Source organism: Mesorhizobium sp. P2_A12, assembly GCF_056405075.1.
Map to the genome: position 1 here is coordinate 1 of NZ_JBFUCU010000037.1, position 13,375 is coordinate 13,375.

Genomic DNA, 13,375 nt, shown 5'->3' on the forward strand with positions numbered 1-13,375 from the left:
CGGCGAGGGCCGGATCTGCTGTTGGCTGGCAGCCAAGACTGGCGGGGCGGCGGCCTGAACTCCGGCGTGCCCAGAGCTTGCGAAAGCGTCCGACACGCTTCTGTTGGGGTCCTCCGGCCCAGCACGCATCCCTGAGTTGCTGAGCGAAGACGAGGCGGCTTGATCATCCTGCCGCTGCTGAAGCACTTCGCGGAACCCCTGTTCCAGTCGCAGAAGCTCCTCTGCATTGGTTGGCGGCTGGTGAGCTCGATCATCGAACAGCGGCCGGAGCGCCTCGGGAACCTCAGCGCTGAAAGAAGACGAGGCGGCTTGCTCATCCTGCCATTGCTGAAGCACTTCGCGGAACCCCTGGTCCAGTCGCTGAAGCTCCTCTGGATTGGTTGGCGACTCGTCAGCTTGATCGAACAGCCTCCGGGCCTCGGCAAGGTGCTGCTCAACGCCCACTTGCCTGGCCTGGACCGCTTGATCCTCTTCCAAGCCGGCGTCCTGCACCACCTGCGGCAAAGCTGTTACACGGGATGGATTTTTTCGCTGGTCCACATTAGCCTCGCATCAAACTGTATCGTCAAAGTCTTGCGCCAATCCGCGCAGCGGCTCATCGAGTCGAGATTCTGCGGAGAATCCCTCCTCTGCTTCCGTCAAGGGTGCCGGCTCCGGGAGGGCGCCTGTCTGGCTTTCAAAGATGCGTTTCAGAATGCGGTCCGAAAAATATCGCACCTTCCTCAGTTGCAATGGCGGCAGACCTTTGATGAGAACAATCTCGTACTCGTCATTGAGCAGCCGAACCTGTTCGGGACGCAGCAGCGGCGCACCTTGAAACGAATTCTGAATGTTCCGGTCGAACGCTCGCGACTGGCTGTAGGAAATCGATTTGGCTTCAAACGTGTATTCACCGATGGCTTTGGAAATGTAGTTCGGAGTCTCGTCATCGGCCGTGGCCATGAACACTTGCAGTCCGGTATTGCTGAGAAAATTCTGCTTACCAGCCTCTCCATAAGCCCCCGTTAGTGCCGAAAGGCTTTGGATGATGAGCATGAAACGCCCCTTGTAGCCCGCGATAGTCGTAATTGCGGTCTCGATCGCCTCCAGCTTCCCCAAGTGCTTGAACTCATCGAGCAGAAAGAGAACCTCGTGCTTTTCGTCCTGGCGGGGCAGCGACCGCTGTAGAATTGAAACGATTTGCTGAAAAAATAAGCGTATCAAAGGCGCGATCACCTCAAGGTCGTTCGGACCAACGCAAAGATAGATGCACGTTCTGCGACGGCGAAGATCATAGACCGAAAAGTCCGAGCGACTTGTAGCCGCCTTGACAGCCGGATCCGCCCACAAGTTGAGCCCGCCATCGCCGAGCACGGACGTGTAGGAGGTTAGGATTTTCGTGTCGTTCCCCGCCATGTCGTCGAAGATGCGTTGTGCCTCTTTGTTCCGGGTCTCCATGGCGAGCTGCGCGAAGAGCTTAAACTTCTCCCCCGGCTGAGCGAACAGATCATAGACGGCGCCGATTGTTGGCGTGCCCCGCTCGATGCAGGCAAGGATCCCCGCGACAAAGATATCTCGCGCGCCGGCGACGAAACCTTCCGCCCCCTCCCCCTTGGCCGTAATCAGGTTCGCGGCCAAGCGGCGGGCTTCGGTGAATTGCTGCTGTGGATGCAGTGCTATGAGATCCAACAGTGGATTGTAGCAGTTTGTGCGCCGCTCTGAATCCAGTGGCGCGAATTTGAACACTTCGTGGCCAGCGGCTTTACGCGCCCTCGATGTGAGCTCAAAGAGCTCCCCCTTGACGTCCAGAGCTATCACAGAGCCTTTAAATGTAAGTAGCGTTGGAATGACTATGCCGACCCCCTTGCCAGCGCGGGTCGGCGCAACGATGAGGCTGTGAGGCTGCTCGCCATTGGTCAGGTAATAGCCAGGCCAGAAAGGACCACTCGTCTTCCCGAAGACCGGCCCTGTCACGCCACGGTATCGTCGCAGATATCCCGGGCGTCGCATTTCATCCACTCGAGCCCAACGAGCGGTCCCGTGATGTTCGAGCTTGCGGCGCAATACGACCTGCTGAATCAGCAAGACAACCGCAGACGTCGAGAGCACGATAGCCGCGCCCTGATAGAAAACGGGGGTTGCGAAACCCAAATAGAAGGGCGTCTCAAACCAAAAGGCACGGACATCAAACGCCATCAGAGCCTCGCCGCTACCCCCGTGGCGGAAGGTTGCGTACAGACTTGCCGCACAGAACCCCAAGGCGAGTGAGCACGCGATGCTAATGGCTATGTTGGGGGACGTCGTTTTTGTAGAAGACATTGTTCCATGGCCGAATTAGCCGTGCTGATGCTGCGCTTGCTTCAGACACCGAACCGAGGTCGCGCGATGCCGACGCTCGACAGATCGATGCCGCAGCGGGTGGTGCGATGCTTGAATCGCGCCACCCGGCAGACGTGGATTTTGAAAGTTTCACGAAGCAGGTACGTCGACGGCCAGCGAATTGGAAACAGCAAGGCCGTGAACGGAATTCGGGAGAGGAAGTGTTACTGCCATGGCCAAGACCTCAACGGCCGGTGCGATCCCTGCTTCTCCTCGCCTCCATTAGATTCTCTCGGGCGTGATTGTAGGAGTGGCTTATATCCCGGCCGACTTGACCACCCCGCTGCAGCTGTTCGTGGGAGGTTTGCGGGCCAACTGTATCACGGACTGCAGCCCCAATACCTGCTATGTGGGCGTCCAGATCCGCACTGCGTTCCTCTGCTGCATGCCGCGGAGGAGGCATCTGCGGCAAGATGTCTTGCATGCCGGGAATTGAGTGAGCTTGGGCCTGTTGATTTGGATCTAACTGGTGATACATCGCGTACATAGCATTGGATGCTGTCGACCTGACGTGGCCATCCGGATCGGTAGCCAATTCAGCGGCCTGATCAAAAATGCGAGCTTTATTTTCAGCGTTAAACTTGCTGAAGTTTTGCGCAGCGTAAAGCGCTCCGATAGCTTGCGAAGGTGGGTCCATGTTGCCAATGCGATTAACAATGCTATCTTGCGTCTCTGGCCTAAGGTAATGGGATACGTTACTGACTGCTCTGAATTGCTCCAATGCTACTTCATCCGAGGTGTGCCCCAACCCGGCAGTCAATTTGTCCCCCAGATCGACGGCTGATCGTCCAAGCTGATTGGTCCGCGTTTCAAATCTCGCGAGGTCAGTTTCTGGCTCGGTTCGAGTGCCCCGAACGGCTATGCGCTCTCGCCTCCCGAGTTCTTTGAAGGTCCCAAGATTTCGCGCTGTATCGCGCGGGTTAGCGCTTACCAGCCGTTCTGCAACATCGGTCAATGGTCCGTATGGAAGGTCACGGAGGGTACTGCGATTCCCCACGTCTTGGGATGAACTTGCAGCTGCGCGTGCCCGTTTGTTATCGCGATCCATTGCTCGGCCTCCAAAGTCGTTAAGTTACCCAATCAGGGTACCACCGACGCTTGACCTGCTAAACCGATATGAGGTTACAGTTGTAGTCTGGCAGAAGCTTCTCCCAACTCTGGGATGCGCCGAGAGCCGTAACCGGGGCAGATTTCCGGGCGGAAGGGTTTGCGGCGAGAGCGTTCGTGATTCACCGTTTGCGTGACGCATCAGGATCGTCTCGTATAAGAGAGTGCTCGAGTGCCGAGGAATCTCTCCGACAAGGATACGTCTGAGCCGCCCAGTATGCCGGCTCGGCAACCACCCGAATGGATCGCAGCCGATCTGCAAAACGGATGGTGAGAGCGTTGGCTCGTTTCCAACCCATCCTGTCTCACCAGCGCGGACGCCTGGACGGATGTCAACGACGGAAAAAGAACCGCATCGATTGGTCCCGCTTGCGGCCAGCTCCAGTCGGGCGCTCGATCGCAAGCGTGATTCGAGGAGGAAGCTCTCCCAGGTGCAATGCGAGGAGACGCTGGTCCAACTCCTTGTCGGCTGCCGTAAGGCGGTGGTTCAGGCGAAGGTAGTCCATCCAGGTCGGGGTGCGGAAGGTTTCTGTCCAACGCGAAGGCTGCTGGAGGTCGCGCTGGAGATTCCAGTGTCGCGCACCAACGCCGCTTTGTACTCGCCGCCGTTCCCGCATCTGCTCCAGGAACGCTTCGACATTTGCTTCGGGTATTGAATATTCGATCTTGGCGACGATCGGCCCGCTTCGGGGCTTCAAATCCAGGGCAACCTGAGGCGTTTCGAAGCCAAGAGGAGCCTGATCGGAATCTTTCCATTGACGGATGGGCAGCAGGAAGCCGGTGCCAGCGACCAGCACCAGCGCGCCACCTGAAAGCTCCAGAGCCGAGCTCAGCGAATAGCTCTCGGCCACCGTACCCCACAGCCAGCTGCCAGCCGCGATGCCGCCGGATGAAAGGGCATAATAGATCGAGAGCGTGCGACCAACGACCCACCTTGGACTCGCCAACTGGACGCTTACGTCCAGCCCGGTCCAGGTCACGACCCAGCCCGCGCCGCCGAGCGCCAGCGCGATAGCCGCCACCGCCACCGAGGGGGTGAAAGCAAGCGATAGACAACAAGCCGCACAGGCGATGCACGACAGTGTCGTCAAACGTTCCTGGGACAGCCTCCGTCTCAGAATGTTGTTGCAGATGCCGGCGAACAAGGCGCCGGTCCCGAAGCCGGCCATCAGGATGCCGTAAACGACTGGCCCTCCCCCCAGCTGATCGCGGGCGACGAGAGGCAAGAGCGCTAGTATAGAGATGCTCGTCAGCCCAAAAAGGGCACCGCGGGCAATTGCTGCCTTGATTTCGGATGACAGGGCAGTGAAGCGCGCTCCGTCATGGATCGCCGTGGTCAATGGTTCACTCGGCAGCGGTGACGAGCGAACATGCCATTTGCAGCGCCCTATGGTCCACAGCAGCATCAGATATGTAAGCGTCGCCACTGCGAAAGCCGTCAAAGGGCCAAAGGAAGCAACGACGACGCCACCGAGAGCGGGACCGATGCTTCGGACGGCGTTATATCCGACCGAGATAAGCGTGACGGCGGCCGGAACATCGCGCTTTCGCAGGATATCGCCAACCGACGCGTGCCAGGCGGGGTCGGTGAAAGCGGCGCCTACTCCGGCCAAACAGCTGAATGCAAGAACCATCCATGGATTGAAAATTCCGAGACCTGCAAGAACAGTCAGCATCGTCGAGGACAATGCTATCACGCACCAGCCAGCGAACATGAGATTGCGGCGGCTGTAATTGTCCGCTAGGGCGCCGGCGATAATTGACAGGAGGAATGTGGGCAAGGTTGTCGAAGCCTGCACCAAGGCGACCATCACATCCGATGTCGAAATGGTCACCATCAGCCAACTGATGGCAACCATTTGAATCAGCCACCCTAGACTGGATACCTGTGTGGCAATCCAGATCGGACGGAAAGTTGAATTCTCGAGCGGCGCAAACGTTGCCGATGACACCGGATTAACTTCTTCACGCGCCACCCCGCTCATTGGGCCGAGCCTCCCTTCGCTGCCAGTTGTATGAGATTTCTCCCTGCCCACGTGCCCATGGAGGAATGGCAGGATCAGGGCATTTTATCCGCGCAACGCAAGTTATTTTTGCCTGGCCGATGCTGTGGCAGAACCGAATGCTTCCGGTGGAGCTATCGTTCCGCTATACGGGACGAGACCGGTTCGATCCTGTCGTTGTCGATCCCCGACCACGTTACATGAATCGTCAGTTTGACGTTCCTTGGCGTCTCCAACCAAGCCACGTCCTGGGCATCGACTTTCCTTCTGGTGATCACGAGTTCCCGCGCATTGAACCGCCTCGCCAAGGTGGATCAGTAGTCTATCTTTGGCGTAGGTATTCAGCAGCCTGCTAGGCGCCCGCCGCCACGTGCGGGCGACGCCGGCATCAACCGGCGGGCAGATGCGCCGGGGGCAACAACCGCGCCTGACGCAACGCCGCCAGATCAGCCGAGCCGGTGCAGAAGCAGGCAACGGCCAACTGGCGGATGACGATCTCGAAATGCGCGACAACCGCCTCGGTGGACACCGTCGCCGCGCGCAGCACGCCGGCCGCCTGCCCGGCGATGTCCGCGCCCAGGCGGATGGCCTTGGCCACGTCGACGCCGTCGCGGATCCCGCCCGACGCGATCAGCTTCACAGTTGGCAGCGCCCGACGTACCGCCTGCACGCTGGCCGGGGTCGGAATCCCCCAGTCGGCGAACGCCATCGCCACTGCACGGTCGGCGGCATCGCGGGCGCGCTCGCCCTCCACCGCGGCCCAACTGGTGCCGCCGGCGCCAGCGACATCGATGACCGCCACGCCCGCCTTGACGAGCGCGCAGGCCACCGAGGCGGACAGGCCCGACCCCACTTCCTTGGCCACAATCGGCACGTCCACGCTGCGCGCGGCGCGAGCGATCTGCGCCAGGACGCCGCGCCAGTCGCGGTCGCCCTCCGGCTGTACCGCTTCCTGCAGCGCATTGAGATGGACGATGAGTCCATCGGCCTCCAGCGCATCCACCGCCCGGCGCGCCAGGTCCAGGCCGTCGGCCTCGCGCAGTTGCGCGGCGCCGATATTGGCCAGCAAGGGAATGTCTGGGGCCATGCGGCGCAGCGCGCGCGTCAGCCCCTGGGAGTTGCGGGATTGCAGGCTCACGCGCTGCGAACCGACGCACATGGCGATCCCCAAGGCTTGTGCTGCCTCGCTCAGATGCCGGTTGATGGCCTCGGCGCGTGGCACGCCGCCGGTCATGGAGCTAATTAGCAGCGGCGCGCGCATGGTCTTGCCCAGCAGCGAGGCGCGCAGGTCGATCTGCGTCAGGTCCAACTCGGGCAATGCGCAGTGTTCGAAACGGATGTACTCCCAGCCGGCGGCGACCGTGGCCGGCGCCGTTCGCCGATCCAGCACGATGTCCAGATGGTCGTCCTTGCGCCGGCTCGGGATGTTGTCGCTATCGCTCATGCTCGCTCCATCCGTCGCATCGGGCGACGGCGTTGCATCGGATCGCACCGACGGCAGCGCGCGCACGCAGCCGCATCCCGCCGTTCAGGCGGGCGCACGCTGGCCTCCCCCCGCAGCGTCGCTGCGGTAGCGGCTGGTCGAGGTCTGGTAGTACTGCGCGCGGATGGCCGCCATGGCCTCGATCAACGCTCCCCACGGCGCGGGAAAGCGTTCTTCCGCCATCACCCGGTGCAACATTCGCGTATGGCCGGCCAACTCGTCGTTGAGGAACTCCACCACAGGCATAGCCGGATAGCGCTGCCGCAGCAGGATCGCCGCGTTGTCGGCCTCGCCCGCCGACCTGTCCTTGTCGCGTCCATGCAGATCGTTCTGCAGGCGCCCTATCGCGGAGATGAGCCGCAGGACCTGGCGAAACGCCGGACGCGCGCGCAAGGTCGCCATGTCCAGCCCCCACAGCAACGACAGGCAACAGAACACGTTCGTGTAGGCGATCGAATCGATGCCGTTGTGCAGGTACTCGGCGTAGGACCAGCGTTCCGCCCCTATCGCCTGCGCGTGTCCGGCGCGCAGCGCCGCGCAGTAGCACCGGGTGTCGTCGAGAAGCCGAGCATAGTCGCGACGATCGTAGGCGAGCGCGGCCAGCGAAGCGCGCAGCACAGCGCAGCCCTCGAATCCGGGGAGCGCGCACGGCACGCCCTGCCCCAGCGCCTGCTCCACCGCGGCGAGCTCCTCCGGCGCGATCAGGCCAAGGTCGTTGCAATCGTCGAGCCAGAACAGCAGCGCCAGTTCGCGATAGAACGCCACGATCAGCGTTTCGGCCTGCGGATCGCGGCCAGTGCGGGCGCTGGTGTCGCGCAGGCTCGGGTGGATGCGCTGCAGGATGTACTGGCCGCCCCTGACCGCTTCCACTGCATGCTCGTCGGCGAACCCTGTCAGGGAACGCCCCCACTCCAGCACCTGCTGCAGCGCGCTTTCGGTCTGGATCATAGCGCCGCTCCTGCTTCCTCGGCCAGGACGCGCCGCCGCCAACGAAGCGCCAGCCACAACCCGGCGAGTTCGGCCACGCGCACGACCCGGGTGGGGCAATACAGTTCCTTGCCGATCCACAGCGCCGTCTGCGGCAATGCATGCGCCACATGGCGAGCGAGCATCCACTCCAGCGCACGCGCCACCGCCTGCGCGATGCGCCGGCGCCCTGTCGGCTCTTCGCTCCCGTCCATCACGTGCAACGCGAACAGCGCATAGGCGGTTTCCTCAAATGAGGACGCGCGACCGGCGCCCCAGCCGCCGTCATCGCGCTGCGCCTGCAGCAGCGCCGCCAGCGCGCGCTCGTCGCGCCACTGGGGCTTGCCTTGCGCCAGCGCAGCGACCGCATGCGCGGTGGGATACAGCCACGAAACGTGCCATTTTTCGTTGTCCCATAGACCGTGCGGGTTGCGATTGGCCTCGACGTAGGCGCTGGTGCCGGCGGCGGGCTTTCCCAACAGTCGCAACGCATGCAGGGCATGGATGTTGGTCGACACCGAGGCATTGCGCTCGCCGGGGAAGGTGACGAATAGCTCGCCGATTTCGAAATGGCGCAAAGCATCGACCGCCGGGTCGCGGCCTGCAAGGCGCAGGACGCACAGCGCAACGGAGGTGTCGTCCGCATCGGCCGCGAAGTGCAAGGCCGGGCCTAGACCGCGCACGCCCATGCGGGCGTCGAGCTGCGCGACGATCACGCGCACCGCATCGGCGAGCGCGGGATGCGCGAACAGCCCGGCCAGATGCAGGGTGTACAGCGACCAGCATGGCTCGAACACATTGATCGGCCAGACGTTGGGGACGACACCTTCGATGCCGCTGCGCGTCGCCCGCGATGCCGCCTGCAGATACGCGTCGGTGCGCCCGACCTGCGGCGTGCTCCCATGTGTTACGGCGTGCGCACGCCACGCGGCGGTGGCCGCCGGACTGATGCCAATGCTGCCGTCGTCGTCCGGGCATGCGGTGGTCGGCGACGTTCCCCAGGCTTCCCAGGAGTGCAGCAACGGATGGCCGCTCGGCAACGTCGCCACCGCCCCCAACTTGACAAGGCACGCGTGCCGCAACGGCAACAGCGCCGGGTGGCGCGGAAACGCCACGCCGCCCAGCAAGGATGCGGCCTCGCCACACAACTGCGGCAGGATCAGCTCCGCGCCGATCGGCGCGTCTTCCGGCACCGCATGCGCGTAGGGATCGGGCTGGCGCTCGAGGAACCGAATTGCAGCCTGGACTGCGTCGGCCGCGCCGGGAAGAGGATCGGCACGCTGCAATGTCAGCAACGCCGCCCAGGTGGGCGCATGGCGGAACAGGGGGAAGTCCGCGCTTCCCCATCCACCATCGGCCTGTTGCTGCGCGATGAGCCACCCGTATGCGTCCTGCCGACCGGTGACGTTGCCGTGGAACTGCAGAGCTCGCGCCGTGTCGTAGACGGACGGACCGACGCTGCCGCCGTCGCTCATCTCGCTCAGCAGGTAGCGCAATTCGGAGAGGATCTGTTCGGACAGCGCGTTCACGCGGTATTTTCCTTCTGCAGACGGTTGACGAGAACCAGGATCGGGCAGACGCCCCGCACGTCGCCGCAGGCCCGTCCCGGCCCGGCGCATGGGCAGCGCCGGACGGCCGCCCTGCTCCGGCGCGGCGACGCACCCCGATGCTGGCGCCGGTCCGCTGCATAGGCTTGCGCGCAGCGCGCCGCGTGCGCCGCGGCCGTGCTGGGCAACCGCTGCGAGCGGTGCCGCGGATTCGGACACAGTGCAGCATGCACTGCTACCGCCGGCCGATCACAGCGGCACAGGGGCGACTCCATGCGGACGGGCGCGCTCATGCGCATGGCGCGTGCTTTAACAGATACGCGTTGGCCCGCTGCAGCATCTGCGCCAACCGTTCCGCACGCGGCCCCAGCGGGGCGATGGCCTCTCCGGCGTCGCGCAACAGCTCCAGCGCGAACTGGCGCGCTGCCTGCAGCCCCATGATCGACGCACAGGTCGGCTTCTGCGCCGCCGCGTCCTTGCCGGGGGTCTTGCCCAACGTCGCGGTATCCGCTGTTGCGTCGAGAATGTCGTCGACCACCTGCAACGCCAGCCCGAAACAGGCGGAGTAGCGATCGAGCGCACAGTACAGCGCAGCGTGGGCGGCATCCTCCGCGATGGCGCATAGCGCGCCCATGCGAACGGACGCGCGCACTAGCGCTCCGCTCTTCATCCGGTGCATCGCCACGATCCTGTCCAGCTCGACGTGCTTTCCGACCAGCGACAGATCCATGGCCTGCCCGCCTGCGGCACCCTCGGCGGACACCGCCTGCGCCAGTTCGCGCACGAGCGCGATACGGTTGTCGCCCGGCGCATCCAGGTTCGCCAGGGTCAGGAAGGCGTGCGCCTGCAGCGCATCGCCGACCAGGATCGCAGTGGCTTCGCCGAACTTGACGTGCACCGTCGGAAGGCCGCGGCGAAGCACGTCATCGTCCATTGCGGGCAGGTCGTCGTGGACCAGGGTACAGGCGTGCATCATCTCGATGGCGGCGCCGACATCGTCGAGCATGTGCGTCGGCGTGTCGGCCAGTGCGCCGGTAGCCAGACAGAGCAAGGCGCGGGTGCGCTTTCCGCCATGCAAGCTAGCGTAGCGCATCGCAGCCATCAGCTCGGTCTCACCGTCGTCTTCGGCGCAGAGAAGACGCGCCAGCGCCTGTTCGACCCGCTTTGCGCCGTCCTGCATCCAGATCTCCGGCGGCAGCCTGCCGGATGCGCCGCGCGCCTGCGCGCCCAATCCGCCGAGCGCGGAAACGCCAGTTCGGTCGTCGTGTCGCGTGGAACCGGTCTGGATGTTTTTCATGTCCTTGTACCTGACAGGAGACGGCCACGGCGAGCGGCGAGCCGCCGCGGCGTTGCCGGCGTCGCACCGAGCGCGCGCGCCGAGTGGAGCAATGCTGCGGGTCGCCGGCGCCGCTGCCTCGCCACACGGGGCATGCGATGCCAGCTCATGAGAATCCGATGCGGATTTTCATGGACGGATGTGCGGTCGGGAAATAGCGCCGACCTTTTTCGACGGGGCTCAGCAACCGCGGCCGCACCCCGGCCTTGTGCATGGTCAGTGCCAAGGCGATGCAGAACTGCACCATTTCCAGCCATACCAGGTGGTAACCGATGCAGACGTGTGGGCCGGTACCGAACTGCAGCATGTCCACCGGCCGGATCGGCTCCGTGCGTTGCAGCCACCGCGCCAGGCGGAACTGATCAGGCGCCTCGTGCAGCAGCGCCGAGGTCGACAAATGCAGCAGCGGGATGCACAGATGGGTGCCCGCGGGAATGCGCCGTTGGCCGAGTTGCAATTCCTGCAGCGCGCGACGCGGCAGGAGCGTGGTCGCCGGATGCACGCGCAGCGTCTCGCGGAACAGCGCCTCGGCGACCGGACACTGCGCCAGGTCCGCGTGCCGGGTCGGCACCGCGCCCACGCGTTGCGCCTCCTCGACCAGGGCGTCCCACAGCCCAGGCTGCCGCGCCAGCTCGATCACCATCCAGGCCATCGTCGAGGCCGTGGTGTCGTGACCGGCAAGCAGCAGCAAGCGGATATTGGCGACCAGGACGTCGTCGGAGAGCGCATCGTCGCCGCGATCGAAGGCGCTCACCATGTCGTTGATCAACCCGGTGCGCGCGGCATGCGCGCGCGCGTCGCGGACGAACTGGCGCAACTGCGCGTCGATCCAGTCGCGGGCGGCGCGGCCGCGCCGCAAGGGCAGTCCGGGCAGGTCGACCGGGGGCGCGACGATCAACTGCAGCAGTTGCCGGTATTTGCGATGCCATCCCGGCAGGTCCTGCGCTGGGATTCCCATGAGGCTGAAGATGAGCTTGAGCATCAGGTCGCCGGTTTCGCGCAGGATGGTTACGTCGCCGCGGTCGCGCCACGCCTGCACCCGCGCCTGGATGACGGGCGCGAACAGGTTGCCGATGCCGGCTTGGGTCAGCCCCTTGGGCAGGAACGCCGCCTTGATCGCGTCGCGCGCCTGCCGGTGCGCGCCGCCGTCCTGGGCGACCAACGTTCCGCCAAGCAATTCGGGCGCGATCTCTTCGATCAGAGCCGAGGACACGTCCTTGTGCCGGAGCAGTGCGAACGCATCTGGATCCACGCAGGTCATCAGGTGTCCGGCAGGGCCGAAATCCAGCCAGAAGTGGCTGCCCAACGTCCGTTCCGCGCGCCGCAGCAGGCGCGGCAGGTCGCATACGATGGCGGGAAGATGTCCGACCAGGGGGAAAGCGCCGGGCACGACCGGGATGTCGTCCCGCAGCCGGTGCCGACGGTCCAGCGGGTTGAGCAGCATGTCCATCAGCAGCGCGGCGCCGCGGCCGCTTTGGCGGTGTCGCCGGCAGGCCGCGCGGCGCGGCTGTTGCCACCGTCGGCGTACGTCGGCACATGCGCCAGCATGCCGCCGTCGATGCACAGGACCTGGCCGGTGATGAACGCAGCATCGTCGGAGAGCAGGAACGCCACCAGCGCGGCCACGTCCTCGGGGCGGCCGACGCGCTGCAGGAGTTGGTGCCGGCTCAGATGCCGTTGCATGCACTCATCCAGCTTGGCGAGGAGACGCTCGGTCATGATGAGACCCGGCGCAACCGCGTTGCAGCGGATCTGCGCATGACCGTACTGGGTGGCGAGCGAGGCCGACAGCATGTTCATCGCCGCCTTCGACGCCGCGTAGGACGTCTGCGCGGTGTCACCGCTGAGCCCCTGGCACGACGACATGTTGACGATCGCGCCACCGCCGCGGGCGATCATTCGTGGGATGGCCTGCCGGCAGCAGAGCAGCGTGCCGCGCAGATTGGTCGCCATGGTCTGATCCCAGACCGCCAGGTCCAGGTCGAGGATCGTGCGGTCGCGCGGTGTCAGATGCATGGCGCTCGCGTTGTTCACCAGCAGGTCGACCCCACCGAAGTGCCGCTCCGCCGTCTCGAACAGCGCTGCCACCGCCTGCGCATCGGCGATGTCCATGGCCAGGGCCAGCGCGTGGCCCGCTTCGGCCGCGATCTTCGCGGTGCAGGCGACGGCCGCCGAGCCATCAATGTCGGCCACCACCACTCTGCCGCCCTCGCGCGCGATGGCGAGGGCGCATGCCTTGCCGATGCCGGCGCCGGCGCCGGTCACCACGGCCACCTTGCCTTCAAACCGTCCTCCTGGGTTGCGTTGGTCTTTCGCGGCATGCCGCTCAGCCTGCGCCGGAGAAGGCGCAGGGTCGGCGCTGGCGCGCTCGCCAGCGTCGCTTTCGATGACCCGAATGGCGGCGACCGGACACTGGCTGGCCGCGAGCCGCGCCGCGGCGTGCAGCGCCTGCGGGACCTTCGCCACGCACACTTCCGCCACGCCGTCCGGTTCGCGCTGGCGAAAGATGCCCGGCAGCGTCAGCACACACTGCCCGGTGGTTCCGCATAGATCCTGATCGATCACGACGCGCATC

Annotated in this window: 8 protein-coding genes and 2 pseudogenes; all 10 read right to left on the reverse strand. The window is 64.5% G+C overall.

What is annotated here, in order from left to right; translation table 11 throughout:
- Positions 1 to 540: pseudogene (locus AC1DZU_RS33865) on the reverse strand (hypothetical protein); the annotation flags it as partial.
- 12 nt (positions 541 to 552) lie between these two features.
- Positions 553 to 2,298 carry a type IV secretion system ATPase VirD4 gene (gene virD4, locus AC1DZU_RS33870; protein WP_436175683.1) on the reverse strand — a complete coding sequence of 582 codons (1,746 nt, stop codon included), beginning with the start codon at positions 2,296 to 2,298 and terminating at the stop codon, positions 553 to 555.
- A 1,499-nt stretch (positions 2,299 to 3,797) separates the two neighbouring features.
- Complete coding sequence (locus tag AC1DZU_RS33875) at positions 3,798 to 5,450, reverse strand: MFS transporter (RefSeq protein WP_477291600.1); 1,653 nt, start codon at positions 5,448 to 5,450, stop codon at positions 3,798 to 3,800.
- Positions 5,451 to 5,856: 406 nt separating this feature from the next.
- Complete coding sequence (gene fni / locus AC1DZU_RS33880; protein ID WP_172352308.1) at positions 5,857 to 6,912, reverse strand: type 2 isopentenyl-diphosphate Delta-isomerase; 1,056 nt, start codon at positions 6,910 to 6,912, stop codon at positions 5,857 to 5,859.
- Positions 6,913 to 6,996: 84 nt separating this feature from the next.
- The gene (locus AC1DZU_RS33885) at positions 6,997 to 7,899 is read right to left on the reverse strand and encodes a terpene synthase family protein (protein ID WP_477291602.1); all 903 of its coding nucleotides are present in this window, start codon (positions 7,897 to 7,899) and stop codon (positions 6,997 to 6,999) included.
- Complete coding sequence (locus AC1DZU_RS33890; protein WP_477291604.1) at positions 7,896 to 9,446, reverse strand: hypothetical protein; 1,551 nt, start codon at positions 9,444 to 9,446, stop codon at positions 7,896 to 7,898. Before AC1DZU_RS33890 ends, AC1DZU_RS33885 begins: the two co-directional genes overlap by 4 nt.
- Positions 9,447 to 9,753: 307 nt before the next feature.
- Positions 9,754 to 10,761 carry a polyprenyl synthetase family protein gene (locus tag AC1DZU_RS33895; protein ID WP_181956590.1) on the reverse strand — a complete coding sequence of 336 codons (1,008 nt, stop codon included), beginning with the start codon at positions 10,759 to 10,761 and terminating at the stop codon, positions 9,754 to 9,756.
- A gap of 145 nt (positions 10,762 to 10,906) precedes the next feature.
- On the reverse strand, positions 10,907 to 12,250 hold the full coding sequence (locus AC1DZU_RS33900; protein WP_477291606.1) for a cytochrome P450: 1,344 nt from the start codon (positions 12,248 to 12,250) through the stop codon (positions 10,907 to 10,909).
- A complete protein-coding gene (locus AC1DZU_RS33905; protein ID WP_477291653.1) occupies positions 12,250 to 13,074 on the reverse strand; it encodes an SDR family oxidoreductase in 825 nt (274 codons plus the stop codon). Before AC1DZU_RS33905 ends, AC1DZU_RS33900 begins: the two co-directional genes overlap by 1 nt.
- An 18-nt stretch (positions 13,075 to 13,092) precedes the next feature.
- Positions 13,093 to 13,374, reverse strand: a pseudogene (locus tag AC1DZU_RS33910) (ferredoxin); the annotation flags it as partial.
- Position 13,375 lies beyond the last annotated feature (1 nt).

Excerpts from the sequence above, each read along its gene's own strand:
- AC1DZU_RS33895 (WP_181956590.1), bottom strand. The coding sequence starts at position 10,761 with ATGAAAAACATCCAGACCGGTTCCACGCGACACGACGACCGAACTGGC.
- virD4 (WP_436175683.1), bottom strand. The coding sequence starts at position 2,298 with ATGTCTTCTACAAAAACGACGTCCCCCAACATAGCCATTAGCATCGCG.
- AC1DZU_RS33900 (WP_477291606.1), bottom strand. The coding sequence starts at position 12,250 with ATGGACATGCTGCTCAACCCGCTGGACCGTCGGCACCGGCTGCGGGAC.
- AC1DZU_RS33885 (WP_477291602.1), bottom strand. The coding sequence starts at position 7,899 with ATGATCCAGACCGAAAGCGCGCTGCAGCAGGTGCTGGAGTGGGGGCGT.
- AC1DZU_RS33875 (WP_477291600.1), bottom strand. The coding sequence starts at position 5,450 with ATGAGCGGGGTGGCGCGTGAAGAAGTTAATCCGGTGTCATCGGCAACG.
- fni (WP_172352308.1), bottom strand. The coding sequence starts at position 6,912 with ATGAGCGATAGCGACAACATCCCGAGCCGGCGCAAGGACGACCATCTG.